The 25,713-nt window shown below is 59.9% G+C and carries 23 protein-coding genes; 10 read left to right on the top strand and 13 right to left on the bottom strand.

The window, feature by feature from the left end:
• Positions 1-125 precede the first annotated feature (125 nt).
• Genes ACTWLJ_RS06735 through ACTWLJ_RS06715 form a run of 5 tightly spaced genes read left to right on the top strand, consistent with a single transcriptional unit; the run spans position 126 to position 4,718 of the window.
• The gene (locus ACTWLJ_RS06735; RefSeq protein ID WP_445180308.1) at positions 126-1,154 is read left to right on the top strand and encodes a DUF5924 family protein; all 1,029 of its coding nucleotides are present in this window, start codon (positions 126-128) and stop codon (positions 1,152-1,154) included.
• Positions 1,155-1,209: 55 nt separating this feature from the next.
• A complete protein-coding gene (locus ACTWLJ_RS06730) occupies positions 1,210-2,358 on the top strand; it encodes an MlaE family lipid ABC transporter permease subunit (protein ID WP_445180307.1) in 1,149 nt (382 codons plus the stop codon).
• Positions 2,355-3,158 carry an ABC transporter ATP-binding protein gene (locus tag ACTWLJ_RS06725; RefSeq protein WP_401219199.1) on the top strand — a complete coding sequence of 268 codons (804 nt, stop codon included), beginning with the start codon at positions 2,355-2,357 and terminating at the stop codon, positions 3,156-3,158. The genes ACTWLJ_RS06730 and ACTWLJ_RS06725 overlap by 4 nt, the downstream gene beginning before the upstream one ends.
• A gap of 1 nt (position 3,159) precedes the next feature.
• Positions 3,160-4,098, top strand: a complete 939-nt coding sequence (locus tag ACTWLJ_RS06720; protein WP_445180306.1) for an MlaD family protein — start codon at positions 3,160-3,162, stop codon at positions 4,096-4,098.
• Complete coding sequence (locus ACTWLJ_RS06715; RefSeq protein WP_445180305.1) at positions 4,095-4,718, top strand: ABC-type transport auxiliary lipoprotein family protein; 624 nt, start codon at positions 4,095-4,097, stop codon at positions 4,716-4,718. The genes ACTWLJ_RS06720 and ACTWLJ_RS06715 overlap by 4 nt, the downstream gene beginning before the upstream one ends.
• A 115-nt stretch (positions 4,719-4,833) precedes the next feature.
• Here ACTWLJ_RS06715 and ACTWLJ_RS06710 read toward each other — a convergent pair whose 3' ends face one another.
• The 5 genes from ACTWLJ_RS06710 to ACTWLJ_RS06690 all read right to left on the bottom strand — a co-directional run bounded on the left by ACTWLJ_RS06710 (position 4,834) and on the right by ACTWLJ_RS06690 (position 9,323).
• Entirely contained in the window at positions 4,834-6,063 is a 1,230-nt protein-coding gene (locus ACTWLJ_RS06710; RefSeq protein ID WP_401219191.1) for a nucleoside recognition domain-containing protein, read from the bottom strand.
• 202 nt (positions 6,064-6,265) lie between these two features.
• On the bottom strand, positions 6,266-7,597 hold the full coding sequence (gltP, locus tag ACTWLJ_RS06705) for a glutamate/aspartate:proton symporter GltP (protein WP_445180304.1): 1,332 nt from the start codon (positions 7,595-7,597) through the stop codon (positions 6,266-6,268).
• Between the two features lie 729 nt (positions 7,598-8,326).
• A complete protein-coding gene (locus ACTWLJ_RS06700; RefSeq protein ID WP_401216252.1) occupies positions 8,327-8,791 on the bottom strand; it encodes an inhibitor of vertebrate lysozyme family protein in 465 nt (154 codons plus the stop codon).
• Positions 8,792-8,793: 2 nt separating this feature from the next.
• Complete coding sequence (locus tag ACTWLJ_RS06695; protein WP_003177151.1) at positions 8,794-8,958, bottom strand: DUF1328 domain-containing protein; 165 nt, start codon at positions 8,956-8,958, stop codon at positions 8,794-8,796.
• 77 nt (positions 8,959-9,035) lie between these two features.
• A complete protein-coding gene (locus tag ACTWLJ_RS06690) occupies positions 9,036-9,323 on the bottom strand; it encodes a hypothetical protein (protein WP_401216251.1) in 288 nt (95 codons plus the stop codon).
• A gap of 428 nt (positions 9,324-9,751) precedes the next feature.
• Between ACTWLJ_RS06690 and algB the strand changes: the two genes are divergently transcribed.
• On the top strand, positions 9,752-11,098 hold the full coding sequence (gene algB, locus ACTWLJ_RS06685; protein ID WP_201148757.1) for a sigma-54-dependent response regulator transcription factor AlgB: 1,347 nt from the start codon (positions 9,752-9,754) through the stop codon (positions 11,096-11,098).
• 10 nt (positions 11,099-11,108) lie between these two features.
• Positions 11,109-12,899: a KinB sensor domain-containing domain gene (locus ACTWLJ_RS06680; RefSeq protein WP_445180303.1), complete on the top strand. Its 1,791-nt coding sequence runs from the start codon at positions 11,109-11,111 to the stop codon at positions 12,897-12,899.
• On the opposite strand, the gene ACTWLJ_RS06675 is transcribed toward ACTWLJ_RS06680, so the two are convergent.
• The 7 genes from ACTWLJ_RS06675 to ACTWLJ_RS06645 all read right to left on the bottom strand — a co-directional run bounded on the left by ACTWLJ_RS06675 (position 12,896) and on the right by ACTWLJ_RS06645 (position 20,226).
• Positions 12,896-14,506 (bottom strand): EAL domain-containing protein, encoded by a 1,611-nt coding sequence (locus tag ACTWLJ_RS06675; protein ID WP_445181326.1) that lies wholly within the window; start codon positions 14,504-14,506, stop codon positions 12,896-12,898. The two genes, ACTWLJ_RS06680 and ACTWLJ_RS06675, sit on opposite strands and share 4 nt — an antisense overlap.
• Positions 14,507-14,582: 76 nt before the next feature.
• On the bottom strand, positions 14,583-15,362 hold the full coding sequence (locus tag ACTWLJ_RS06670; protein WP_445180302.1) for an N-acetylmuramoyl-L-alanine amidase: 780 nt from the start codon (positions 15,360-15,362) through the stop codon (positions 14,583-14,585).
• A gap of 100 nt (positions 15,363-15,462) precedes the next feature.
• Complete coding sequence (locus ACTWLJ_RS06665) at positions 15,463-17,547, bottom strand: diguanylate cyclase (RefSeq protein WP_445180301.1); 2,085 nt, start codon at positions 17,545-17,547, stop codon at positions 15,463-15,465.
• On the bottom strand, positions 17,544-18,422 hold the full coding sequence (locus tag ACTWLJ_RS06660; RefSeq protein WP_401216247.1) for an endonuclease/exonuclease/phosphatase family protein: 879 nt from the start codon (positions 18,420-18,422) through the stop codon (positions 17,544-17,546). The genes ACTWLJ_RS06665 and ACTWLJ_RS06660 overlap by 4 nt, the downstream gene beginning before the upstream one ends.
• A 14-nt stretch (positions 18,423-18,436) precedes the next feature.
• Positions 18,437-19,078 carry a thiol:disulfide interchange protein DsbA/DsbL gene (locus ACTWLJ_RS06655; protein WP_445180300.1) on the bottom strand — a complete coding sequence of 214 codons (642 nt, stop codon included), beginning with the start codon at positions 19,076-19,078 and terminating at the stop codon, positions 18,437-18,439.
• 200 nt (positions 19,079-19,278) lie between these two features.
• On the bottom strand, positions 19,279-19,890 hold the full coding sequence (locus ACTWLJ_RS06650) for a c-type cytochrome (RefSeq protein ID WP_401216245.1): 612 nt from the start codon (positions 19,888-19,890) through the stop codon (positions 19,279-19,281).
• A 45-nt stretch (positions 19,891-19,935) separates the two neighbouring features.
• Complete coding sequence (locus ACTWLJ_RS06645) at positions 19,936-20,226, bottom strand: c-type cytochrome (RefSeq protein WP_445180299.1); 291 nt, start codon at positions 20,224-20,226, stop codon at positions 19,936-19,938.
• Between the two features lie 191 nt (positions 20,227-20,417).
• Between ACTWLJ_RS06645 and yihA the strand changes: the two genes are divergently transcribed.
• Positions 20,418-21,062 (top strand): ribosome biogenesis GTP-binding protein YihA/YsxC, encoded by a 645-nt coding sequence (yihA, locus tag ACTWLJ_RS06640; RefSeq protein WP_401216243.1) that lies wholly within the window; start codon positions 20,418-20,420, stop codon positions 21,060-21,062.
• A 425-nt stretch (positions 21,063-21,487) separates the two neighbouring features.
• Here yihA and polA read toward each other — a convergent pair whose 3' ends face one another.
• A complete protein-coding gene (gene polA, locus ACTWLJ_RS06635; RefSeq protein WP_445180298.1) occupies positions 21,488-24,292 on the bottom strand; it encodes a DNA polymerase I in 2,805 nt (934 codons plus the stop codon).
• 74 nt (positions 24,293-24,366) lie between these two features.
• Here polA and ACTWLJ_RS06630 point away from each other — a divergent pair, with 74 nt between their 5' ends.
• Both ACTWLJ_RS06630 and ACTWLJ_RS06625 read left to right on the top strand, forming a co-directional pair.
• Positions 24,367-24,663: a DUF2782 domain-containing protein gene (locus ACTWLJ_RS06630; RefSeq protein ID WP_445180297.1), complete on the top strand. Its 297-nt coding sequence runs from the start codon at positions 24,367-24,369 to the stop codon at positions 24,661-24,663.
• A gap of 61 nt (positions 24,664-24,724) precedes the next feature.
• A complete protein-coding gene (locus tag ACTWLJ_RS06625) occupies positions 24,725-25,678 on the top strand; it encodes a homoserine kinase (RefSeq protein WP_445180296.1) in 954 nt (317 codons plus the stop codon).
• The last annotated feature ends 35 nt before the right edge of the window (positions 25,679-25,713 follow it).

Genomic DNA, 25,713 nt, shown 5'->3' with positions numbered 1-25,713 from the left:
AGATACATCGCATTTTCAGGATTTGCGACGGTTGCGCCGCCGAACGGGGATAAATCCCCTCGCCACGGGGGGTGGGCGGCGGTAACCTTTCGGGGTTTTTTCCTACATTGTTGTGAATCGCCAAAATGCAAAAAATCCGCCTCCTGATCCAGCGCATTCTCGAACTGATGAAGCGCTATCCCGGGGTCATTGCGCTTGGCGGTTTCGTCTCCGGGGTCGGCAGTTTCATTCTGGTTGATCGCCAGCAAGGTCTGGCGACCTGGATCACCATCATCATGCTGCTCAGCTGGATCTGGCTGATGCTGGAAAACACCCTGACCGGCCTGTTCACCCGCGTGTTCAAACGGGAAATCCCCCAGCCGCTGCTGCGTTACGCAACGCAGATGATCCATCAGGAAAGCCTGTTTTTTGTCCTGCCGTTCTTCTTCATCACCACCACCTGGAACAGCGGTCAGCTGGTCTTCACCGGGCTGCTGAGCATCGCCGCGCTGATCTCGATCACCGACCCGCTCTATTACAAATGGCTGGCGCCACGGCGCTGGGCGTTTCTCGCGTTGCACACCCTGACCCTGTTCGCCGCCCTGCTCACCGCGTTGCCGGTGATCATGCACCTGACCACGTCGCAGAGCTTCAAATGGGCGCTGGGGATTTCCGTGCTGTTGTCGTTCCCGAGCCTGGCGTCGATCTTTCCGATCCGCACCGTGCGCAACGCGCTGGCGATTTTGTGTATCACCGTCGGCATCGGCGCGGCAGGCTGGACCCTGCGTTCGTGGGTGCCGCCGGCAACGTTGTGGATGACTGACGTGGCGATCAGCACGCAGTTGCAGGATCGCACCCCCGGCGCCAGCCTCGAACAAGTCAGCGCCGAGCAAATCCGCAACGGCGGGCTCTACGCCTACACCGCGATCAACGCGCCGCGCGGGCTCGACGAGCGGATCTATCACGTCTGGCAATTCAACGGCCAAGAGGTCGACCGCATCGCCCTGGATATTCATGGCGGACGCAAGGAAGGCTACCGGGCGTGGACGCACAAGCAGAACTTCCCCGGCAACCCGGTGGGCAAATGGCAGGTGCGGGTACTGACCGAGGACGGTCAGGTAATCGGCGTGCTGCGTTTTGAAGTGACAGACAGCACAGCGATCAAAGAAAAGTAATCCGGTTCGTGCTATTACGTATCCCAGCGTATTTAGCCGAACAAGCACGGAGCTTATGACCAGCAGCTCAATGACAGGCAGTGCCCAACTGGATACCTCCATCGCCCCTGCCCGTCTGCGGGTCACGGGGGACTGGACGCTCGCCCATTACGCCGACCTCAAGCACCTCAGCGAAAGCCTTCACGGCCAGTACGACGCCAATACGATTGTTGACCTCAACGGCCTCGGCGCGCTCGACACCGCCGGCGCTTCCTTGCTGGTGGAACTGCTCGGCTCCGAGCGCCTCGGCAAATCCGCCGAACACCCCGACTGCACGATTTCCCCCGCCGACCGCGCCTTGTTGCAGACGGTCTATCGCTCGCTGACCGATTTCTGCGTGCCAATCAAGGAGCCGGAAGTCAGCGTCAGCGTGCAACTGCTGACGCGCATCGGGCGTGCGGTGGACACGGTCTGGCAGGACACCCTGCAACTGCTGGGATTTGTCGGGCTGATTCTGGAAACCATCGCGCGCGGCCTGTTCCGGCCCAAGCGCTGGCGGATCACGCCGATGGTCGCGCACATCGAGCAGACCGGCCTCGACGCTGCGCCGATTGTGGCGCTGCTGACATTTCTGGTCGGCGCGGTGGTGGCGTTTCTCGGCGCGACGGTGCTGGCGAGTTTCGGCGCCAGTATCTTCACCGTGGATCTGGTCGGCTTCGCCTTCCTGCGCGAATTCGGCGTGTTGCTGACCGCGATCCTGATGGCCGGGCGCACCGCCAGTGCGTTCACCGCACAGATCGGTTCGATGAAGGCCAACGAAGAAATCGACGCGATCCGCACCCTCGGCCTCGACCCTATCGAGTTGCTGGTGGTGCCGCGAGTGCTGGCGTTGCTGGTGGCGCTGCCGATGCTGACCTTTCTGGCGATGCTCTGCGGGATCATCGGTGGTGGCGTGGTCTGTGCGGTGTCGCTGGGGATTTCCCCGGCAATGTTTTTAGCCTTGCTGCAAAGCGATATCGGCATTCAGCATTTTCTGGTCGGGCTGGTCAAAGCGCCGATCTTCGCCTTCCTGATCGCGGCGATTGGTTGCCTGGAAGGCTTCAAGGTCAGCGGCAGCGCCGAATCGGTCGGCGCCCACACCACCTCGAGTGTGGTGCAGTCGATTTTCGTGGTGATCGTGCTCGACGCGGTGGCCGCGCTGTTCTTCATGGAGATGGGCTGGTGAGTCGTCTACCCCGCGCGCCCTCGGAGGCGGTGATCGAAGTTCGTGGCCTGTGCAATCGCTTCGGTAGCCAGAGCGTGCACGAGAACCTCGATCTGGACTTGTACAAAGGTGAAATCCTCGCGGTGGTCGGTGGCTCCGGCAGCGGCAAATCGGTGTTGCTGCGCAGCATCATCGGTTTGCGCCGACCGAGCGAAGGCATGGTCAAAGTGTTTGGCAAGAACCTGCCGAACCTGTCCGAGGAACAGCGCTCGCAGGTCGAACGGCGTTTCGGTGTGCTGTTTCAGAAAGGCGCGCTGTTCTCTTCGCTGACCGTCACCGAAAACGTCGCCCTGCCCCTTATCGAACACGCCGGTCTCAGCCGCAATGACGCCGAGCATCTGGCAGCGGTGAAACTGGCGCTGGCCGGGTTGCCGTTGTCGGCGGCAGACAAATACCCGTCGTCGTTGTCCGGCGGCATGATCAAGCGTGCGGCGCTGGCACGGGCGCTGGCACTGGACCCGGACATCCTGTTTCTCGACGAACCCACCGCCGGCCTCGACCCGATTGGCGCGGCGGCCTTCGATCAATTGATCCTGACCCTGCGTGACGCGTTGGGCCTGAGCGTGTTTCTGGTGACCCACGACCTCGACACGCTCTACACCATCACCGACCGTGTCGCGGTACTGGCACAAAAGAAAGTGCTGGTGGCCGGCCCGATCGATGTGGTTTCAGAAACAAACGACGCGTGGATTCACGAATACTTCCACGGCCCGCGCGGCCGCTCGGCGCTGGACGCCGCCAAATTGCTCAACGAGGTCTGACATGGAAACCCGAGCCCATCATGTGTTGATCGGCCTGTTCACGGTGATTGTCGTGGCGGGCGCCCTGCTCTTCGGGCTGTGGCTGGCCAAGTCCAGCGTCGATACCGAGTTCAAGGATTACGAAATCGTCTTCAGCGAAGCCGTCAGCGGTCTGTCCAAGGGCAGCTCGGTGCAGTACAGCGGGATCAAGGTGGGCGACGTGGTCAGCCTGCGCCTCGACCCGCAGGACCCGCGTCGGGTGCTGGCGCGGATTCGTCTCGGTGGCGACACGCCGGTCAAGGAAGACACCCAGGCCAAACTGGCACTGGCCGGGATCACCGGGACCTCGATCATTCAGCTCAGCGGCGGCACCCCAGAGAGTCCGAAACTCCGTGGCCACGACGGCAATTTGCCGACCATCGTCGCAGCGCCCTCGCCTATCTCGCGGCTGCTCAATGACAGCAATGACTTGATGAGCGGCATCAGCACCCTGCTGAACAATGCCAATCAGATGTTTTCCGCCGACAACGTCACGCGCATCAGCGCCACCCTGGCGCATTTGGAGCAAACCACTGGCGCGATCAACGATCAGCGCGGCGACTTGCGCCAAGCCATGCAGCAGCTGGCGAGCGTCGGCAAACAGGCCAGCAGCATGCTCGAACAGACCTCGTTGCTGATGCGCAACGCCAATGGCCTGCTCAACGATCAGGGCAAGCAGGCGTTGGGCAGTGCCGAGCAAGCGATGAAATCGCTGGAACAGAGCAGCGCCACCATCAACGCCTTGCTGAGCAAAAACCAGAACTCCCTCGACAGCGGCATGCAGGGCCTCAACGGCCTGGCACCAGCGGTGCGCGAACTGCGCGAAACCCTCGGCTCGCTGCGCGCCATCTCGCAACGCCTTGAGGCCAACCCCAGCGGCTACCTGCTGGGCAGTGACAAGAACAAGGAGTTCACGCCATGAAGCTGACTCATCTCGCCCTCCTCGCCAGTTTCACGTTGCTGGGCTCGTGCTCGATCCTGCCCAAGTCTGAGCCATCGGATGTATATCGCCTGCCGACCGCCCAGTCGCCCGCCTCGGCCAGTTCGGCGGCGACTCAGCATTGGTCGCTGCGCTTGAACAAATTGCAGGCCAGCGAAGCGCTGAACCGGCCGAACATCGCCGTGATTCCACAGGGCGATGTGATCAGCAGCTACAAGGCTTCGCGCTGGAGCGATCCGGCGCCGGTGCTGGTGCGTAATCGACTGCTTGATGGGTTTCAGCGTGATGGCCGGGTGACGTTGCTCAGTACCGATGACAGCAATTTCCAGGCGGATCTGGAACTGGGCGGTAGCTTGCAGGCGTTTCAGACTGAATATCAGGGCACCCAGGCCAGCGTTGTGGTGCGGGTCGATGCGTTGCTGATTCGTGGATACGACCAGCGCATCCTCGCCAGCCGCCGGTTTGAAGAGCGCCAGCCGCTGAATGACGTGAAGGTGCCGGCGGTGGTCGCAGGCTTCGGCCAGGCCAGCGACCGATTAACCGCGAGGGTTGTGGCGTGGGCCGTGGATCAAGGTCAGAAGCTCGCCCCACAGAGACCCTGATTCACCTCAAACCTTGTGGGAGCTGGCTTGCCAGCGATGGCGGTGTGTCAGCCAACATAGCTTTTGGATGTGCTGGCCTCATCGCTGGCAAGCCAGCTCCCACAGTTTTTTGTGATCAGCCGAAGAACCAGTAGCACACGCCAATTGCGCCAAGCACGCCGGCGAATTCTGCCAGCAACGCACAACCCACTGCATGCCGTGCCCGCTGAATCCCCACCGCACCGAAGTACACCGCAAGCACATAGAACGTGGTCTCGGTGCTGCCCTGCACCGTCGCCGCCACCAGCGCCGGGAAGCTGTCGACACCGGAAGTTTTCATCGTTTCGATCAGCATCGCCCGGGCGGCGCTGCCGGAGAACGGTTTGACCATTGCTGTTGGCAGCGCATCGACAAACCGGGTGTCCCAACCGGCCCACTCGACCAGATGGCGAATGCCTTCCAGACCAAAGTCCAGCGCCCCCGAAGCCCGCAGCACACCGACTGCGCAGAGCATCGCCACCAGATACGGCAGCAGGTTCTTGGCGACGTCGAAGCCTTCTTTGGCGCCTTCAACGAATGCCTCATACACCTTCACTTTGCGTAACGCGCCGATCACCAGAAACAGCATGATCAGCCCGAACAGCGTGAGGTTGCCGAGGATCGAAGACAGCCCGGCCAGCGCCGTGGCTGACATCGTGCCGAGCAGCGCCATGAAGCCGCCAAGCATCAGCGCTCCGGGAATCAGATAGGCCAGCACCACCGGGTCCCAGATGCGCAGGCGTTGCATGAACGCCACCGAGAGGAAGCCGACGATGGTCGAGCAACTGGTCGCCAACAGAATCGGCAGGAACACCAATGTCGGATCGGGCGCGCCTTGCTGGGCGCGGTACATGAAGATCGTCACCGGCAGCAGTGTCAGCGAAGAAGCGTTGAGCACCAGGAACAGAATCTGCGCGTTGCTGGCGACGGTGGCGCTGGGGTTGAGCTCTTGCAGCGCTTTCATCGCTTTGAGGCCGATGGGCGTGGCGGCGTTGTCGAGACCGAGGCCATTGGCGGCGAAGTTCAGGGTGATCAGGCCGAGGGCCGGGTGACCGGGCGGGACTTCCGGCATCAGCCGCAGAAACAGCGGGCCGAGCACTTTGGCCAGCCACTCGACGATCCCGGCTTTTTCAGCGATGCGCAGAAAGCCCAGCCACAGAGTCAGCGTGCCGAACAGCAGCACCATGACTTCGACCGAGAGTTTGGCCATGGCGAAAATGCTTTCCACCATCGCCGCGAAGATCCCGGCGTTGCCGCCGATCAGCCACTGCGCCAGCGCCGACACGGCTGCCACGATGAAGAAGCCAAGCCACAGGCCATTAAGCATCAGTCAAATCCCCCGGAATATGCGGCGAATGATAGCGGGGTCGCCAGAAACGACAAACCCCGGATTTCTCCGGGGTTTGTTGGTAAGCCTTGCATCAATCAATGTGGGAGCGAGCTTGCTCGCGAAGGCGGTGTGTCAATCAACATAATTGTTGAATGTGCCGGCCTCTTCGCGAGCAAGCTCGCTCCCACAGGTTTTTGCATTACGGCTTCGAGATTTCACCTGCTGGCAGTTTTTCCTTGCTGCGCCAGTGCGGCAGGGAGTTCCAGTAGCGCTGGCCTTTGGCGTCGTCATACATGCCTTCCCAACGGGAGATGACCAGTACCGCCAAGGCGTTGCCGATCACGTTCAGTGCAGTACGCGCCATGTCCATGATGCGGTCGACACCGGCGATGAATGCCAGGCCTTCCAGCGGAATACCGACGCTGCCCAGCGTAGCCAGCAGCACCACGAAGGACACGCCCGGTACACCGGCGATGCCTTTGGAGGTAACCATCAACGTCAGAACCAGCAGCAGTTGCTGGCTGATCGACAGGTCGATGCCATACAGCTGGGCAATGAAGATAGCCGCGATGGACTGATACAGGGTCGAACCGTCGAGGTTGAACGAGTAACCGGTCGGTACCACGAAGCTGCAAATGGCTTTCGGCGCGCCGTAGGCTTCCATCTTCTCGATCACGCGCGGCAGCACGGTTTCCGAGGAGGCGGTGGAGTAAGCCAGGACCAGTTCATCCTTGAAGATGCGCATCAGCTTCAGTACGGAGAAGCCGAACAGGCGAGCGATCAGGCCCAGTACCACGAAGGCGAAGAAGGCGATGGCGACGTAAACCAGGATCACCAGTTTCGCCAGCGGCACCAGCGAGGCGAAGCCGAAGTTGGCCACGGTCACCGCGATCAGTGCGAATACGCCGATAGGGGCGTAGTTCATGATCATGTGGGTGACTTTGAACATGCTTTCCGAGACGCCCTGGAACATCTTCACCAGCGGCTCGCGCAGGTCCGACTGCAGGCTCGACAGGCCGAGACCGAACAGCACGGAGAAGAAGATGATCGGCAGCATTTCGCCGCGAGCCATGGCCGCGAAGATGTTCGACGGGATCAGGTTGAGGATGGTCTCGATGAACGCGTGTTCATGCTGCACTTCGGCGGCGGTCGCCTGGTACTTGGAGATATCCACAGTGCCCAGGGTGCTCATGTCGATGCCGGTACCCGGGTGGAACAGGTTGGCGAGCAGCAGGCCAACGACGATCGCGATGGTGGTGACGATCTCGAAGTAGACGATGGTCTTCAGGCCGATGCGCCCGAGCTTCTTGGCGTCGCCCACGCCAGCAATGCCGACGATCAGGGACGAGATGACGATCGGGATCACGATCATCTTGATCAGACGGATAAAGATATCGCCCGCTGGTTGCAGGACGTTACTGATCCACCAGGCCTTTTCGGCACTGAAGTGGTTGAGCAACGCACCGATTGCAATACCCAATACCAGACCGATGAGGATCTGCCAGGCGAGGCTAAGTTTTGCCTTCTTCATTATCTTTACCCTTACTTGCGTTTGACTCAGGCACATGCAGGAACTGGAACGCTCTTTAGCGGAAAAGTCTGTGCATCTGCCTCCGTATAAGGTGCCCCGAAGCACGTGTTTACGGCTCTTCGGCAGGCGAAAAAAGGCGCAACTATTCCGATGCAAGGTTGCGCCGTCTAATGCCGTAAACGCCTACCCTATGCCGAATCGGCATGAGCTTTTTTAAATGAAACGGGCGTCCCAACCGGTTCGATTACGACATTTCAGCCGGCATAAGTGCCGTGAACCGGCCATCACAGCGTAAATTGGTTGTTTTTTAAACGAGAAATTTCGACGGAAATTTTAGGAAAAAGCCTACGTTGAAAGAGTAGAAGTCCCACTGTTTAAAAGGACTCTTTCTCGATATACGGTCGCCAGGAAACACCGCGAAACGGTTTCGCGCGCAGTGTGAGCGATGAAAAGATGAGCGAAGCGCTCTAGATCAATGTTTTGCCTGATTGGCTGCGATCTCTGGAAGCTTGTATCTGAAAGCTTCTGCGCAAGTCCGTCGAACCACTGTGGGTCGGCGAACCTGCGGCGCAGCTTTTACCCTGACCCGGCCCTTGCGCAGGCACTCCATGTACCCGTAGGTCACTCCGACCCTGAAACAGTCAGAACGTCCCGGCCCCCTGGTCATGCACCGGCCTTCCTCAGGCGGATGCAATAAAGAGCAGCGGGGCGCTGCCCTCATGTTCGGATTCAGTACCAGTTCGGATCTTTCTTCAGGGTTTCCATCAGTAGATCCTGCATGCCCTGATTCGGTTTGCCGAGGAAGCGGTAGGTGGCATGTCGCGTTGGCGACTTGTCGGCCGGCAGTCCTTCGGGCACATCGACGAGCATGGCGTAAGCGTCTTTCTTGTCGAAGCTGAAAGCGACGATCAAGCGGTGATTCAGGCACTTGTCTGCGGATTCACAGAGCGGCCCTACCAGATACTTGTCGCCATCTTCAGTCACGGCATTCATCTGCTGGTCAGGCGTGCCGGACAGGTTCATCACCCATTCCGGCAGGCGTTCTTCCTTCTTCACCACGCCTTGCCAGGTTTCCCTGTATTGCGGGTCCGAACTCAGCAGTTCGTTGACCCGTGCCTGGCCATCATTGGCCGCCAGCGCCATGGCACTACCGCCCATAAGCAGGGCGGCTGCCAGTGTCTTTAACGCTTTCATCGTTAACCTCGGCCGCGACGGCCAAAGAAGAAGGATGCGATGAACATCACCAGGAACACGACAAAGAGAATCTTGGCGATACCCGTGGCGGTGCCCGCGATACCACCGAAGCCCAGTACTGCAGCGATGATGGCAATGATCAAGAATGTAATTGCCCAGCTCAACATGGTGATTCTCCTTACTTCTCTATTTAGGGGTATTGCGTGTTCCGGCGTAGAGACGCCCGAATCCGGTTAAAAATTGATCAGAAAACCCAGCGCTCTTCACGTGGCATTTCGTCCAGCGGTTGTGCTTGATCAACGGCGACCATGTGCATCGAAGTGCTCTCGGCCTGACTGTTGCTGACGGCGCTGAAATGGCTCTGTGTCGCGTGCTGCATCGAGATCAGCGGTGCCTCTGGCTGCTGGCTGTTTTCCCAGCGCAGGTATTGCTGGCAAGCGATCAAAGTGACCAACAGCGCCAACACGCCAAACAGGGTTTGCTGGATATGCAGTGGCGAGATACGCACTTGGGCGGCACGTTGGCGAGTCATCCTGGGTTCCTTACTCTTATTCGGTTGGGGCAGTTCATGTTCTGCCCGGGCTGAAAGAGATATTGCAGGCTGCATGCCAGTTTTTTGATTGAAAAAATACCAATAAAAACAATGACTTATAATTGATTGAAAAATTGTTCTCGACGCATCCTGCACGATGGGTCTGTGATGGTCGTGCGGAATGCACGATTATTTCGTAGGAGATTTCATTCTTATTGAATTGAGAGCAGGGCGCGGATGTCAGAAAAGGACGCAAGCAATCGCCTGCAAACCGGGAAATGGTTAAATTATCAACAAAATCAACGTATTGGCTGATGAGGCAGGAGAGAGCTACCCTCCTATGGCCAGCATCGTTCAGAATCCACCATGCAACTTGCCCGATTTTTCCGGGACTAAACCAAGACATACACTTATGGAGCGTAGGAAAAATGGAATCAGCCACTGAGCACCAAGGCCGCATTCTGCTGGTGGACGACGAATCCGCCATCCTGCGAACCTTTCGTTATTGCCTCGAAGACGAAGGCTATACGGTAGCCACCGCCAACAGCGCGGCCCAAGCCGATGCGCTGTTGCAGCGTCAGGTATTCGATCTGTGCTTCCTCGATTTGCGCCTCGGCGAGGACAACGGCCTCGACGTGCTGGCGCAGATGCGGATTCAGGCGCCATGGATGCGCGTGGTGATCGTCACCGCACATTCGGCTGTCGATACCGCGGTAGATGCCATCCAGGCTGGCGCTGCCGACTATCTGGTCAAGCCGTGCAGCCCTGATCAGTTGCGTCTGGCCACCGCCAAGCAACTGGAAGTGCGCCAGCTCTCGGCACGCCTCGAAGCTCTCGAAGGCGAGATTCGTAAACCGAAGGACGGTCTCGATTCCCACAGCCCGGCGATGAAAGTCGTGCTGGAGACCGCCCGCCAAGTCGCGGGCACTGACGCCAATATTCTGATTCTCGGCGAGTCCGGCACCGGTAAAGGCGAACTGGCCCGGGCGATTCATGGCTGGAGCAAGCGCGAGAAGAAATCCTGCGTCACTATCAACTGCCCATCGCTGACTGCCGAACTGATGGAAAGCGAGTTGTTCGGTCACAGTCGCGGGGCATTTACCGGCGCCAGTGAAAGCACTTTGGGTCGCGTCAATCAGGCCGATGGCGGCACGCTGTTTCTCGACGAGATCGGCGATTTTCCGTTGACGTTGCAACCCAAGTTGCTGCGTTTCATTCAGGACAAGGAATACGAGCGGGTAGGGGACCCGGTCACCCGCCGCGCCGATGTGCGCATTTTGGCGGCGACCAACCTCAATCTCGAAGACATGGTGCGCGACGGCCGTTTCCGCGAAGACCTGCTGTACCGCCTCAATGTGATCACCCTTCATCTGCCGCCACTGCGCGAGCGTGCCGAAGACATTCTTAATCTGGCCGACCGCTTCCTCGCGCGTTTCGTTAAAGAGTACGCGCGTCCGGCACGTGGTTTCAGCGACGAGGCCCGTGAGGCGCTGCTCGGTTATCGCTGGCCGGGCAACATTCGTGAGCTGCGCAACGTGGTCGAGCGGGCGAGCATTATCTGCCCGCAGGAGCGCGTCGAAATCAGCCACCTCGGCATGGCCGAACAACCGGCCAACAACGCGCCGCGGGTCGGCGCGGCACTGAGCCTGGATGAACTGGAAAAGGCCCACATCGGCGCGGTACTGGCGACTGCCGGCACCCTCGACCAGGCAGCGAAGACCTTGGGTATCGATGCTTCCACGTTGTATCGCAAGCGCAAGCAGTACAACTTGTGAGCGCCCGGCGATGAAACTGGCGATGAAGTTGCGGACCCGGTTGTTCCTGAGCATTTCCGCGCTGATCACCGTGGCGTTGCTCGGCTTGTTGCTCGGGCTGGTCAGCGTGATGCAGATGGCCGGGACTCAGGAGGCGCTGATCCGCAACAACTTCGTCACCCTCGATCTGGGCCTCAAACTACGGCAGACACTCGGCGATCAACTGATCATGATGCTCGCCGAGAAGCCCGATCCCGTAGCGTTTGAAACCTCCAAACAGCACTACTTCCAGTTACTGGATGAAGGTATCGCGCAGGAAGGTGAGGGCGACGGTCGCCAATACGGCTTCAGTCAGGCCAAGGCCGATTACCTGAGTTTTCTCCAGGCGTTCGATCAGTCGCGTGATCCAGGCAATGCCCTGAGCGACAACGGCGACCTGCGCGAGCGCTTCAATACCTTGCGCAATGGCCTGATTGCCGAACACAAGCACGCGCTGGATAACATCAACTCGGTGCAACACGCAGCCCGTGACCGGGCGTTATTGGTGGCGGGGCTGATCGGGCTGGTCGGGCTGGCGGTGCTGATCATCGGCTTCATCACCGCTCACGGTATTGCTCGACGTTTCGGCGCGCCCATCGAGGCGCTGGCGAAAGCGGCGGACAACATTGGCCAAGGCAACTTCGAAGTGACCCTGCCGATTTCCTCGGCGATGGAAATGAATCAACTGACCCGGCGCTTCGGTTTGATGGCCGAAGCGTTGCGCGAGCATCAGGCGACCAATGTCGATGAACTGCTCGCTGGCCAGCAGCGCTTGCAAGCGGTACTCGACAGCATTGACGACGGTCTGTTGATGATCGACCGCCAAGGCCATCTTGAGCACCTCAACCCCGTCGCCCAGCGTCAATTGGGCTGGGACGCGGAGCGTCTCGGTCAAGGGCTGGGCAGCGCACTTGAGCGTCCGGAGCTGGATGCCCAACTGCAATTGGTATTGCGCGGCGGTACGCTGGAGCGTGCGCCGGAAGATTTGAGTATCGAAGTCGACGGCGAATCACGTTTGCTGACTTACAGCCTGACGCCGGTCAGCCACACCCAAGGGCATATTCTCGGCGCGGTGATGGTGTTGCACGACGTGACCGAACAACGTGCGTTCGAGCGAGTGCGCAGCGAGTTCGTATTGCGCGCATCTCACGAGTTGCGTACGCCGGTGACCGGCATGCACATGGCGTTCGGTCTGTTCCGTGAGCGCGCCAAGTTTCCTGCGGAGTCTCGCGAGGCCGACCTGCTCGACACCGTAAATGAAGAAATGCAGCGCTTGATGCAGTTGATCAACGACTTGCTGAACTTCTCCCGTTACCAGAACGGCTTGCAGAAACTGACCTTGGCGCCTTGTTCAATAGACGATCTGCTGGAGCAGGCGCAGTTGCGTTTTGCTGATACGGCGGCAGACAAAGGCATCGCCTTGAACGTCGAAGTGCAGGGACCGCTGCCGCGTTTGCAGGCGGATCAGGCGCAACTGGATCGCGTGCTGGATAACCTGATCGACAACGCGCTTCGCCACACTGCCCGTGACGGCCAGATCCGTTTGCAGGCGCGGCGGCATGGCGAGCGAGTGATCATCAGCGTCGAAGACAACGGCGAAGGCATTGCCTACGGCCAGCAGGGGCGGATCTTCGAACCGTTTGTGCAGGTCGGGCGGAAGAAGGGCGGTGCCGGGCTCGGTCTGGCGCTGTGCAAGGAAATCGTCCAGTTGCACGGCGGGCGCATGGGTGTTTATTCGCGGCCGGGACAGGGCACGCAGTTCTATATGGCGCTGGCGGTTTAGGCTTCGTCGTCCAGGCGCCTGCCGGCAAGGCGCCGACCTCGAGTGATCAGCTCGATGAACTGCACCGCGCTCAGGGCATGAGCGAACAGCCAGCCCTGACCGAACTTTACCCCTTCACTGCTGAGAAAAACTGCCTGCGCTTCGTGCTCGATGCCCTCGGCGATCACCTTCAGATCCAGCGATTGCGCCATGTGAATGATGTGCGGCGCAACGCCGCTGCTGGCGGCGTCGTGGCCAAGTGCATCGATAAACGCCTTGTCGATTTTCAGGCAGTCCACCGGCAGTGTTTGCAGGTAGGCGAGGCTGCAATAGCCGGTGCCGAAATCGTCGATCAGCACTTGATGGCCGACGTCGCGCAGCGCTTGCAGGTTTTCCCGCGCCACCACCACATCAATCAAACCGCGTTCGGTGACCTCAAAAGCAATCTGTCGTGCCGCGACCCGGTGCAGCGTCAACAGCTTGGCCATGACCTGGCCGATGCGCGGGACCATTACGTCGCAAGCCGCCAGATTCACCGAAATGTACAGCTGCGGATTAGACCGTAACAGTTGGCCCAGTTGTTCCAACAGGCGTTGCAGAACGAAATCGGTCATCTGGCGGATCTGTCCGGTGTTTTCCGCCATGGGGATGAACAGGTCGGGACTGGTCAGCGTGCCGTCCGGTCGTCGCCAGCGCAGCAACGCTTCGGCGCCGACGCAATTGCGGCTGTCGAGATCGAAGATCGGTTGATACAGCACTTGCAACTCGCCACGGCGAATCGCGCCGTGCAGTTCGGCATCCAGCGACTGCCGTTGGCGCACCAGTAAAAACACGAAGAAGCCGACGAACGCTCCGAGCACCAGACAAGCCGGAACCACCCACCACCACACCGCGGGGATGTGCATGCCGGAGCGCGGCGTGATCAGCACCAACTGGTATTCCGGGTTTCTGGTGGGCATGCGGTAGATCAGGTGCGACTCAGTGATTTGCAGGGCGTCGCGGTTTTTTGGCGGCCAGTCGGTGGGCGGCCAGGGTTGTTCGGCACCGAGTACCGGGATTGCCCGTTTGCCGTGATCGAGCACCACCAACAGGCTGCTCCCGGGCGACAGATCGACCATGTCGGTCAGATGGCCGCGCGAGGTTGCCACACGGAAATTGCCGCGCCCGAGCATCAGCGCGGCGCGGTTTTCGTCGGGTTCGGTGGTGGTGTTCAGCCAATAGCTGTAGGTCGGGCCGCGGATGTCCGGCGCCCGCACCACGGACAGGCCTTCCTGGCGCGGACGGTTGGAGCAGATCCGTGAGCCGTCCATGTAGGCGGCTTCATAGACGAAGCGATAATTGAAGGTGACTTGCTGCAGGGTGGCGACCATTTCGTCATCGCAGCTGCGCAGAGGCTGGGATTCGAGGTCGTCGAGACTTTCGCGTAACTGACCGAAGAGTTGCTCGAGGCGGGCGAGGAAGCGTTCGCCCTGAGCGTTCATTTGCGTGCTTTCGTTTTGCTCGACCTGATGTATTGCAACGAACAATCCGCCGGCAATCAACAGGCAGGCACTGAGGACAGCCGCGATCATCGCCAAAAACCAGGGGCGATAGAACCAGCTACGCAGCGTCTCTCGGGTAGCAACCATCATGGAATATCCGAAGAGTTACCAATGAGTTATAGCTGCTGATTGTGAATTCGCCCTGACCGTCGGGCGGGCGTCATTATTTTGTCTGATTGAGCACCAGGAGCAACGCAGCGGTTTGCGCATCCGGCGTGCCATCGAAACGGGAAGGGCGGAAGTGCATCTGGAATGCAGCGAGCACATGACGGGTCGCGACATCCAGCTCACCGGTTTGCGGCGTGGCATAACCGAGACGCGCCAATTGTGCCTGGAACCAGCTCACTGGCGGCAGCTCGGCGTTGAACTGCTGTTGCTGGCGCGCTACGGCCTGTTCGTTTGGCCACAAGCCAAGACCTTGGTCGGCGAGGCGTTTCCATGGGAACAACGGGCCCGGATCAAGCTTGCGCAGTGGCGCGATGTCGCTGTGACCGATGATGTGGCGGGGGCTGATGCCGTTGCGCTTGCTGATGTCCTTGAGCAGGGCGATCAACGACTGAATCTGCGCTTCGCTGTACGGGTACCACAGGCGCCCGGTCGGCGTGTCCTTGAAGCCCGGATTGACGATTTCGATGCCGATCGAGCTGGAGTTGAGCCAGGTGCGGCCCTGCCATTCGCTTTCCCCGGCATGCCAGGCGCGCATGTTCTCGTCCATCAGTTTGTAGACGGTGCCGCCCTTGTCGTCGCCGATCAGGTAATGACTGCTGACTTCACCGTGGGTCAGCAATTGCAGCGAGCGCTGCAGCGAGGCGGAGGTGTAATGCACGATCACGAACTGGATGCGGCTGTCGTGATTGGCCGAAGGATGGCTGGTGTCGTAACGCGGGCCGCTGGCACAACCGGCCAGTAGAAGCAGCGACGCGATGAAGGCAAAAAATTTCATGATCGAAGGCAGTACACGCAAGACAATAATGCAACAGTGTAACGTACTGCCTTGCGTCTCGACGGCGAATGGGCTGATTTAAACAAAATGGAACAATTGCTCAGCCCAGCTCGACCCGGTTGCGTCCGCCATTTTTTGCCCGGTAGAGCGCCTGATCGGCTCTTTTCAGCACCAGATCGCTGTGTTCTCCCGGTTTGAATGCCGCCAGCCCCATGGAGATGGTGATCGTCACCCGTTCGCCCTTGAAGTGGAACGGGCAGGCTTCGATGGCGGCACGCAGGGTTTCGAGCAGTCTGGCGCCGACCGCCAGTGGCGTGGCCGGCAGCAGCAGGACGAACTCTTCACCACCGAAACGGGCAATGAAATCGCTGCCGCGCAGGCGTTTGCGCAGCACCGTGGCGATGATCTTCAACACTTTGTCACCGGCCAGATGACCATAGTTGTCGTTGATGCGTTTGAAGTGATCGAGGTCGAGCATCGCCAGGCTCAAGGTGTTGCCGTGCTGTTGCCACTGCGCGGTTTCATGTTCGAGACGTTCGCTCCACGCCGCGCGGTTGGGCAGGCCGGTGAGCGGATCGATCAGGGCTTTCTGGCGTTGCTCTTCAAGGTGTTCGCGGAAACCCAGGGCTTCCTGTTCCATGTGCGCTACGCGTTCGGCCAGACCTTTGAGGCGGGCGGCGACTTCCTGTTCGCGGCTGTCGCGCTGCTTCTGGTGCTGGTCCATGGTGCCAAGCAGGCCTTCCAGATGGTTTTCCAGCACCTGCTTGAGGTCGTCCAGATCGGCCGCTTCCTGCACGCTGGTCTGCAAGCCATCCACCTGTTCACGGATTTGCGTGTCCATCGCCCGCGCCGCCGAGCTGTTGTCGGCATGCCCGTCGCTGGCAGCTTGCAGATTGCTCTGGAACGCTTCGAGGCGTTCGTTGAGTTGTTGCAAATACACTTCGAATTCGTGCTGGCCGCTGTCGGTGATTGCCAGCATCAACGTCGCCAGATCGTCGAGGATCGGGATCAGTTCGTACCAGTTCAGCCCGTGTTCGAGACGGTCGCGCATGGCTTCGGCCTGCGGACGATGGCGCTCCGGCAAAGTCAGGTCGTCGAGTAAGCCGATCAGGGTGTCTTCGATGTGCTTGGCAACCGAGCTGTAAGACGGCTCCGGTGAGTCGGGCAGGGCGAAGAGGATGTCGTGCTCGGGCTGTTCCGGGTCGATGGCCGCCAGTGCTCGCGCCATGGGTTCGGGCAGGGGCAGGCTGTCGAGGATCAGCGGAGAAGGGCTGTCACCGGGGTGGAACAGCTCGTCGGGGTTGATCGCGATGGGTGCGATTGGGCTTGGAGCGGGTGCGGCGACTACTTCAAGTTCTGGTTCAAAGACTGGTTCGGGTGCGACCGGTTCTGTTTGGGCAGGTGCGCTGGCGGTTTCTGTGGCGACCTTGGGCGGTACGAAGGCGACGACTTCCGGTTCTGGTTCCGGATGGGGTATTACGGCTGGCTTCGGCGCTTCTGCGATGGTTGCTTCTTTGATAGCCGGAGCGGCAATCACCGGTGCAACGGCTGCGACGGTGGGCTGTGGCGATGGTTCTGGCTCAGGCGCAGCGGCAGCAGGTGTCGGCGTGGGCGCTGGTGCTGCAGCTGGCGCGGCTTCAGGAGCGGGCGCTTCTTCGCTGTCTCGCGTACCAAACAGACGCTGAAGCAGACCCGGTCGCTCCGGCTCGACTGGCGCGTCCATCTGGCTCAGGGCCTTGCCCTGCAAACCGCTGAGTTCGCTGAGTAGCAGTGGCATTTCCCGCGCCTGCCCGACTCGTCCGTCCAGTTGCTTGGCGAACTTCTTCAGCGGCTGGGCGACTTCTCGCGGCAATGGCAAGGCTTGCAACTGGGTGACCAGGGCCGTCAGTGCGGTGCTGACCTGATCGATGCGGGTTTCGCGGCGCTGCTCGGAGTCGAGTACGGCTTTTTCCAGGCGCGGCAGCAACGCGGCGAGGCCGGCGTCCATGTCATCGGTGCGCACCACATCGCGCATCTCTTTCATGCATTGGTCGACCACGCGGTCGGTGCCTTCGGCGGCCAAAGTGCTGCGCACCAGGCCACGGCGCAGCAGGTCGAGCCGGGCGGCCCAGCGACGTTCCAGTTTGTCTTGTTGTTCGATGCTTTTGAGGTATTTCTCTTTCCAGCGCTGGGCTTCGTCGCTCATTCAGGGGTTCCGCGAAGGGCAGGACTCAACGCGGGCAATGCATCGGCCGTGAGCGAACCCGGCAGACGAATCTCTACCGCGACCGGCAGGTGATCAGATATGGGCTGCGCCAGCACTTCGACCTTTTCCAGCGTCAGGGTCGGGCTGAGCAAAATATGATCAAGGCAACGCTGAGGGCGCCAGCTGGGGAATGTCGCTTCCACCTGCGGGGCCAGCAAACCGAGATCGCGTAACGGTGAATGTTGTAGCAGATCGCTGGCATGGGTGTTCATGTCGCCCATCAACACCTGGTGTTTGTAACCACCGATCAGCTCACGAATGTAGCCCAGTTGCAGGCTGCGCGTCCGGGCGCCAAGCGCCAGGTGCATCATCACCACAACCAGCGCTTCGGGACCTTCGCCGAAGCGCAGAAGAATGGCTCCACGACCTTTTGGGCCGGGCAGCGGATGGTCTTCGATCGCCCACGGGCGCAGACGACTGAGCACGCCATTGCTGTGCTGGGCCAGTCGACCGAGATTGCGATTGAGTTGTTGATACCAGTAGGGGAAGGCGCCGAGATGCGCCAGGTGTTCGACTTGATTGACGTAGCCTGAGCGCAGGCTGCCGCCATCGGCTTCCTGCAGGGCGACCAGATCGAAGTCGCCGAGCAGATCACCGATCTTTTGCAGATTGCCTGAGCGCCCGTTGTGCGGCAGCAGATGCTGCCAGCTACGGGTCAGGTAGTGCCGATAGCGCTCGGTGCTGATGCCCACCTGGATATTGAAGCTGAGCAAGCGCAGACGATGGTCTGCGGGCAGGCCCGTGGACTCCAGGTGGTGCTCGTTGATCTGCGGATCATGCAGACCAACGATGCGTTCAGCTCCCCAGCGGCGCATGGCGATTACCGCGCTTAGTTGGCAGCTGCCTTGTTGGCCGCTCGCTCTTTGGCGACCAAGTCGTCAGCCAGTTTCAGCGCTTGCTCGGCACCACCGGCAGAACCGATGTCAAAGCGGTACTTGCCGTTGACGATCATGGTTGGAACGCCGGAGATTTCATACTTCTTGGCCAGTTCTTTGGCTTTTACGATCTGCCCCTTGATGGCGAAGGAGTTGAAAGTGGCCAGGAACTTGTCCTTGTCCACGCCCTGAGTGGCCAGGAAATCAGCCATTTCCTGTGGATCGGTCAGGCGTTTGTGTTGTTTCTGGATCGCTTCGAAAACTGCCGCGTGAACCTTGTGCTCGACACCCATGGCTTCCAGGGTCAGGAACATCTGGCCGTGAGCGTCCCACGGGCCGCCAAACATGGCAGGGATGCGGACGAAGTTCACGTCGGATGGCAGCTTCTCAACCCACGGATTGATCACCGGCTCAAACGCGTAGCAGTGCGGGCAGCCATACCAGAACAGCTCGACCACTTCGATCTTGCCAGGCACGGCAACCTGCACCGGGTTTGCCAGTTCTACGTACGGTGCGGCAGGGGCTTCGGCGGCCTGGGCGGTCACACCGAACAGGCTGGCAGCGACGAGGGCGGCGCTGATGATCAGATTACGCATGCTTTACTCCTGGACAATTTTGGTCGCCTCGCGCGACCTGTTCTGAGACAGATCCTGGCGGGCATGAGTTCTGTAGTGTAACGGCAGCGGCCACAAAAAAGGGCGGCCAAAGCCACCCTTTTTATACTTGCTGCGACGGATTAATCGAGCGTTAACATTGTGCGAGACAACTGCCCTGCACGACGCTCGATCCGCAGGCCTTAGTGCAGGCCCTGGATGTAGCTGGAGACCGCGGCAATGTCTTCGTCGCTCAGCCGTTTGGCGATGGTCTGCATGGTCATGGTGTCGCCGTCGTTGGTACGGCCACCTTCTTCCTTGCGGAAATCGGTCAGTTGTTTGGCGATGTATTGAGCGTGCTGGCCACCCAGATGCGGGAAGCCGGCGGCTGCGTTGCCGGCGCCGTTCGGCGAGTGGCAGCCGATGCAGGCTGGCAGGCCCTTGGCCAGGTTGCCGCCACGGAACAAGTCTTCACCGCGCTTGACGATCTTCGGATCGGCGGCGCCGACACTGCCTTTCTGGCTGGCGAAGTAGGCGGCGATGTCGGCCAGATCCTGGTCGCTCAGGTTGGTCAGCAGGCCGGTCATTTCCAGAACGGTGCGCTTGCCCGACTTGATGTCATGCAGTTGCTTGGTCAGGTAGCGTTCACCCTGACCCGCCAGTTTTGGAAAGTTTGGCGCCATGCTATTACCATCCGGGCCATGGCAGGCTCCGCATACGGCGGCTTTCGCCTGGCCTGCTGCTGCATCACCTGCAGCATGGGCCATGCCGGAAATTCCCACGGTCAACAGCAGACTCACGATCAATTTGTTCATCAGCTAATCCAACTACGGCTAAGGGTTAAGAGTTATGGACCGGGCTTACTCGCTCATCCAAAGGATGATGGCTTGGTAATCCTCGGCACTGCAGTCCATGCACAAACCACGCGGCGGCATCGCCTTGAAACCCTGGGTCACGTGTTGCACCAGCGTCTCCATACCTTTCGCCAACCTCGGCGTCCAGGCTTCCCGATCGCCTCTTTCGGGCGCCGTAGGGAGCTGGCCGGAATGACAGGCACCACAAACACGGTTGTACACGGCTTCCGGTTCTTGTGTAGCCTGCACGCCATAAAGTGGCATCAAGAGTCCGGCAGCCAGCAGCCATTTCGTCATAAAACGACCTTTTCAGGGTTGAGAGCGTTCTGCGTTCTAGTGCGCAATGAAGGTCTGTCGCTCTCGTGTACTTCATCCTTCGCTGGGACAAAGCACACACAAAATCTGCGGCATTATATACTGGCGTCACTGAAACGGAAGCGACACCGCGTTCCGCGCCCAATCCCGGCGCCGCCCACATCGGAAATCCCATGCAACTCAAGAATCCCATCCTCGGCCTGTGCCAACAGTCCACGTTCATGCTCAGTGCCGCCAAAGTCGATCAATGCCCTGACGACGAAGGCTTCGAAGTGGCGTTCGCCGGTCGCTCCAACGCCGGTAAATCCAGCGCACTGAACACCCTGACTCACGCCAGTCTGGCGCGCACCTCGAAAACTCCGGGTCGCACACAGTTGTTGAACTTCTTCAAGCTAGACGATGAACGGCGTCTGGTCGACCTGCCGGGCTACGGTTATGCAAAAGTACCGATCCCGCTGAAGATGCACTGGCAGCGTCACCTTGAGGCTTACCTCGGTGGCCGCGAGAGTTTGAAGGGTTTGATTCTGATGATGGACATCCGTCATCCAATGACCGACTTCGACCTGCTGATGCTTGATTGGGCTGTTGCCGCCGGCATGCCGATGCACATCCTGCTGACCAAAGCGGACAAGCTTACGTATGGCGCAGCCAAGAACACGCTGCTGAAAGTGCAGTCGGAAATCCGCAAGGGTTGGGGTGATCACGTCACCATCCAGCTGTTCTCGGCGCCGAAACGCATGGGCCTGGAAGACGCCTACACTGTGTTGGCGGACTGGATGGAACTGGCTGACAAGGGCACTGAGGCGGCAGCCGAGTAAATCGGGATATGGAAATTTGTTTGTAGTGTGTTCAGGCAAGGCGAAAGCGCAGTGAAAAGCGGCCAGGGTCGCGCTCGACTTTAGGGAACCTAAATGAGCATTTGAGCTGTGCTTTCAACGCAGCATGAACGCGCTACAGACAAATTTTGGGCAAAAAAAGCCCCGGACTTCATTGGGGAGGGAGAATTCCGGGGTTCAAGTTCCGAACCGCTAGGGCGGGGTTCAGATATCTGCCAACACTTAACACAACATAGGAGCATCGAAGGGCTTCACCAGCCATTCAGTAACTCTGAGTAGTGGGTTGTCAGATTAGTTCAGAATTTTTTCAAAAAGCTTTGGAATAACCTCAAGAGCGTTTCAATCTAAGGTCGTTTCAAAGGGTTTGCCGCGACACCCTGTCGCGGCAAAAGACCGTGCCAGACGCCTTAGTGCGCCTCGTCCCAGTTGTTGCCAACGCCGACTTCCACCAGCAACGGCACATCCAGTTGCGCCGCTTCGCTCATGTGCAGGCGAATTTCCTTGCTCACCTGCTCGACCAGGTCTTCGCGAACTTCCAGCACCAGTTCATCGTGCACCTGCAGGATGACTTTGGCGTCCAGCCCGGACGTGCTCAGCCAGTTATCCACAGCCACCATGGCTTTCTTGATGATGTCCGCAGCGGTGCCCTGCATCGGCGCGTTGATCGCTGTGCGTTCGGCGGCGGCACGTTCCTGCGGCTTGTTGGAATTGATTTCCGGCAGATACAGGCGACGGCCGAAGAAGGTTTCCACGTAGCCCTGATCCGCAGCCTGAGCGCGGGTGCGGTCCATGTATTCACGAACCCCCGGGTAACGCGCGAAGTAGGTATCGATGTAGGCCTTGGCGGTTTTGGTATCGACGCCGATGTCCTTGCCGAGTTTCTGCGCGCCCATGCCGTAGATCAGGCCGAAGTTGATCGCCTTGGCGCCACGGCGCTGGTCGGAGGTCACTTCGTTGAGCTCGACCTTGAACACTTCGGCTGCGGTGGCGGTGTGCACGTCGAGATTGTTGCGGAAGGCATTCATCAGGCCTTCGTCTTTCGACAGATGCGCCATGATCCGCAGTTCGATCTGCGAATAGTCCGCCGCCAGCAGTTTGTAGCCTTTCGGCGCGACGAACGCCTGACGAATGCGGCGACCCTCGGCGGTGCGCACCGGGATGTTCTGCAGGTTTGGATCGCTGGAGGACAAGCGCCCGGTCGAAGCCACAGCCTGATGGTACGAGGTGTGGATGCGCCCGGTGCGCGGATTGATCTGCTCCGGCAAACGGTCGGTGTAAGTGCTTTTCAGCTTGCTCATGGAGCGGTGCTCCATAAGCACTTTTGGCAAGCGGTGATCGTCTTCGGCGAGTTTCGCCAGCACTTCTTCGGCAGTCGACGGCTGGCCTTTGGCGGTCTTCTTCAGCACCGGCAGGCCGAGTTTTTCGTAGAGGATCACGCCGAGCTGCTTCGGTGAGCCGAGGTTGAACTCTTCCCCGGCGATTTCGAACGCTTCACGCTCCAGCGCGACCATCTTCTCGCCCAGTTCGATGCTCTGCACGCCAAGCAATGCGGCATCGACGAGCGCGCCCTGACGCTCAATGCGTGCCAGCACCGGCACCAGCGGGATCTCGATATCGGTCAGCACGCTGGCCAGACTCGGAATCTCGCTGAGTTTTGCGAACAGGGTCTGATGCAGGCGCAGAGTGATATCGGCGTCTTCGGCGGCATACGGGCCGGCTTGCTCCAGAGCGATCTGGTCGAAGGTCAGCTGCTTGGCGCCTTTGCCGGCGATGTCCTGGAAGCTCACGGTGGTGTGATCCAGGTACTTCTGCGCGAGGCTGTCCATGTCATGTCGAGTCGCGGTGGAATTGAGCACGTAGGACTCAAGCATGGTGTCGAAGGCGACGCCGCGCACGGTGATGCCATTGTTTTGATCACCACCGATGGCGCAGTTGGCCAGGATGTTCATGTCGAACTTGGCGTGCTGGCCGACCTTGAGCTTGCTCGGGTCTTCCAGAATCGGCTTGAGCGCGCGCAATACGGTGTCGCGATCCAGTTGCTCCGGCACGCCGATGTAGGAGTGGGTCAGCGGGATGTAGGCGGCTTCGTTGGCCTGTACGGCGAACGAGAGGCCAACCAGTTGTGCCTGTTGCGCGTCGATCCCGGTGGTTTCGGTGTCGAAAGCGAACAGCTTGGCGTTGTTGAGCTTTTCCAGCCAGACGTCGAAGCGTGCCTGATCGAGGATGGTTTCGTAAGCGGCTTCAGCGGGAGCAGCAGGAGCTTCGGCTTCAGGTGCGCTGAACAGATCGGCGGCTGGCGCGGGCGCGGCGGCGCTGCTCAGTTCCAGACGTTTGGCGTCGCGATCCAGATCGTTGATCCAGCTTTTGAATTCGAGCAGGGTGTAGAGCTCGTAAAGCTTGGCCGGGTCTTCCGCACCCATCTGCAGGTCGTCGAGTTCGACGTCCAGAGGCACGTCGATCTTGATCGTCGCCAACTGATAGGAGAGGAACGCCATTTCCTTGTGTTCTTCGAGCTTGGCCGGCAGGGTCTTGGCGCCGCGAATCGGCAGGGTCGGGACGATGTCGAGCTGCTCGTAAAGCTCCTTCAGGCCGCCGTTGACGCCGACCAGCAGGCCGGAAGCAGTCTTCGGGCCGATACCCGGAACGCCCGGAATGTTGTCGGAAGAGTCGCCCATGAGGGCCAGATAATCGATGATCTGCTCCGGTGCGACGCCGAATTTCTCCTTCACGCCTTCCACGTCCATCGAACTACCGGACATGGTGTTGACCAAGGTAATGTGGCCATCGACCAGTTGTGCCATGTCCTTGTCGCCGGTGGAGATAATCACCGGACGGTCAGCGGCGGCACTGCTGCGCGCCAGGGTGCCGATCACGTCATCGGCCTCGACGCCTTCGACGCACAGCAGCGGGAAGCCGAGGGCGATCACGCTTTGGTGCAGAGGCTCGATCTGCACGCGCATGTCGTCGGGCATGCTTGGGCGGTTGGCTTTGTATTCGGCGTACATCTCATCGCGAAACGTCCCGCCCTTGGCGTCGAACACCACGGCGAACGGGCTGTCCGGGTACTGCTTGCGCAGACTCTTGAGCATGTTCAGCACGCCTTTGACCGCACCGGTCGGCAGGCCTTTGGAAGTGGTCAGTGGTGGCAGTGCATGAAAGGCGCGGTACAGGTAAGACGAACCGTCCACCAGGACGAGGGGGGCTTGGCTCATGAGCAGGATCAACCTTTTCGGCGGGTCCGGCGCTAGAATAGCGGGACCGTTGACGACAAAGGGACAAGGTTATCATGCGTACGTTAAATCGCTTGCTGCTGGTCAGTTTGATTGCTGCTTCACCGTTGGCCGCGCTCGCGGCGGATAGTGCGCCGTCATCAGAGCCGGAAGTTACCATTAACACGCACACGGAAGGCGACAAGGTCATTCAGGAATACAGCCGCAGTGGCTTCGTGTATGCGATCAAGGTCACACCGAAGGGCGGCAAACCGTATTTTCTGGTGCGCGCCGATGGTACGGATGCGAACTACATCCGCTCCGACCAGCCGGATATGTTGATTCCGTCGTGGGAAATCTTTACCTGGAAGTAAGTTTCCCGACTTTTAATCGGCGCCGCGCGCAAGCGGCGCCCGAACTGAGCAGTTTTTAACCATGTCTGTGTTCACTCCCCTGGCTCGGCCCGAGCTGGAAACCTTTCTCGCCCCATACGGGCTTGGCCGTCTGCTTGATTTCCAGGGGATTGCCGCTGGCAGCGAAAACACCAATTTCTTTATCAGCCTGGAGCAGGGCGAGTTTGTCCTGACTCTGGTCGAGCGCGGGCCAGTGCAGGAGATGCCGTTCTTCATCGAGCTGCTCGATGTGCTGCACGAAGCCGATCTGCCAGTACCTTACGCACTGCGCACCACCGACGGCGTGGCTCTGCGTGAACTGAAAGGCAAACCGGCGCTGCTGCAACCGAAACTCGCCGGCAAGCACATCAAACAAGCCAACGCGCAGCATTGCGCGCAGGTCGGTGAGTTGCAGGCGCGCCTGCACCTGGCGACCCAGGGCGAGAACATGATCAAGCGCAAGACCGATCGTGGTCTGGACTGGATGCTGGAAGAGGGCACGCAGTTGCTCTCGCACCTGGCGGATCAGCCGCGTGCCTTGCTGCAAAAGGCTTTGGACGAAATCACCGAGAAGAAAGCCAGGATCCTCGCGCTGCCACGGGCGAACATCCACGCTGATCTGTTCCGCGACAATGCGATGTTCGAAGGCACGCACCTGACCGGGCTGATCGACTTCTACAACGCCTGCTCGGGGCCGATGCTCTACGACGTGGCGATTGCCTTGAACGATTGGTGCTCGGACGATGACGGCCTGATCGACGGGCCACGCGCCCGGGCATTCCTCGGCGCTTATGCGGCGCTGCGTCCGTTCACTGCGGCGGAGGCTGAGTTGTGGCCGACCATGCTGCGCGTGGCGTGTGTGCGGTTCTGGTTGTCGCGATTGATTGCAGCCGAATCGTTTGCCGGGCAGGACGTGTTGATTCACGATCCGATGGAGTTCGAGCAGCGGTTGGCGCAGCGGCAGTCGGTTAGCACACCATTGCCTTTCGCCCTCTGAGTAGTTCTGGAAGCCAGCACGAACCTGTGGGAGCG

The sequence above is a fragment of the Pseudomonas sp. McL0111 genome (genome assembly GCF_052567255.1).
This window is presented reverse-complemented; position numbering and strand designations above follow the sequence as displayed.

Excerpts from the sequence above, each read along its gene's own strand:
- ACTWLJ_RS06735 (WP_445180308.1), top strand. The coding sequence starts at position 126 with ATGCAAAAAATCCGCCTCCTGATCCAGCGCATTCTCGAACTGATGAAG.
- ACTWLJ_RS06730 (WP_445180307.1), top strand. The coding sequence starts at position 1,210 with ATGACCAGCAGCTCAATGACAGGCAGTGCCCAACTGGATACCTCCATC.
- ACTWLJ_RS06720 (WP_445180306.1), top strand. The coding sequence starts at position 3,160 with ATGGAAACCCGAGCCCATCATGTGTTGATCGGCCTGTTCACGGTGATT.
- ACTWLJ_RS06715 (WP_445180305.1), top strand. The coding sequence starts at position 4,095 with ATGAAGCTGACTCATCTCGCCCTCCTCGCCAGTTTCACGTTGCTGGGC.
- ACTWLJ_RS06710 (WP_401219191.1), bottom strand. The coding sequence starts at position 6,063 with ATGCTTAATGGCCTGTGGCTTGGCTTCTTCATCGTGGCAGCCGTGTCG.
- gltP (WP_445180304.1), bottom strand. The coding sequence starts at position 7,597 with ATGAAGAAGGCAAAACTTAGCCTCGCCTGGCAGATCCTCATCGGTCTG.
- ACTWLJ_RS06700 (WP_401216252.1), bottom strand. The coding sequence starts at position 8,791 with ATGAAAGCGTTAAAGACACTGGCAGCCGCCCTGCTTATGGGCGGTAGT.
- ACTWLJ_RS06695 (WP_003177151.1), bottom strand. The coding sequence starts at position 8,958 with ATGTTGAGCTGGGCAATTACATTCTTGATCATTGCCATCATCGCTGCA.
- ACTWLJ_RS06690 (WP_401216251.1), bottom strand. The coding sequence starts at position 9,323 with ATGACTCGCCAACGTGCCGCCCAAGTGCGTATCTCGCCACTGCATATC.
- algB (WP_201148757.1), top strand. The coding sequence starts at position 9,752 with ATGGAATCAGCCACTGAGCACCAAGGCCGCATTCTGCTGGTGGACGAC.
- ACTWLJ_RS06680 (WP_445180303.1), top strand. The coding sequence starts at position 11,109 with ATGAAACTGGCGATGAAGTTGCGGACCCGGTTGTTCCTGAGCATTTCC.
- ACTWLJ_RS06675 (WP_445181326.1), bottom strand. The coding sequence starts at position 14,506 with ATGGTTGCTACCCGAGAGACGCTGCGTAGCTGGTTCTATCGCCCCTGG.
- ACTWLJ_RS06670 (WP_445180302.1), bottom strand. The coding sequence starts at position 15,362 with ATGAAATTTTTTGCCTTCATCGCGTCGCTGCTTCTACTGGCCGGTTGT.
- ACTWLJ_RS06665 (WP_445180301.1), bottom strand. The coding sequence starts at position 17,547 with ATGAGCGACGAAGCCCAGCGCTGGAAAGAGAAATACCTCAAAAGCATC.
- ACTWLJ_RS06660 (WP_401216247.1), bottom strand. The coding sequence starts at position 18,422 with ATGCGCCGCTGGGGAGCTGAACGCATCGTTGGTCTGCATGATCCGCAG.
- ACTWLJ_RS06655 (WP_445180300.1), bottom strand. The coding sequence starts at position 19,078 with ATGCGTAATCTGATCATCAGCGCCGCCCTCGTCGCTGCCAGCCTGTTC.
- ACTWLJ_RS06650 (WP_401216245.1), bottom strand. The coding sequence starts at position 19,890 with ATGAACAAATTGATCGTGAGTCTGCTGTTGACCGTGGGAATTTCCGGC.
- ACTWLJ_RS06645 (WP_445180299.1), bottom strand. The coding sequence starts at position 20,226 with ATGACGAAATGGCTGCTGGCTGCCGGACTCTTGATGCCACTTTATGGC.
- yihA (WP_401216243.1), top strand. The coding sequence starts at position 20,418 with ATGCAACTCAAGAATCCCATCCTCGGCCTGTGCCAACAGTCCACGTTC.
- polA (WP_445180298.1), bottom strand. The coding sequence starts at position 24,292 with ATGAGCCAAGCCCCCCTCGTCCTGGTGGACGGTTCGTCTTACCTGTAC.
- ACTWLJ_RS06630 (WP_445180297.1), top strand. The coding sequence starts at position 24,367 with ATGCGTACGTTAAATCGCTTGCTGCTGGTCAGTTTGATTGCTGCTTCA.
- ACTWLJ_RS06625 (WP_445180296.1), top strand. The coding sequence starts at position 24,725 with ATGTCTGTGTTCACTCCCCTGGCTCGGCCCGAGCTGGAAACCTTTCTC.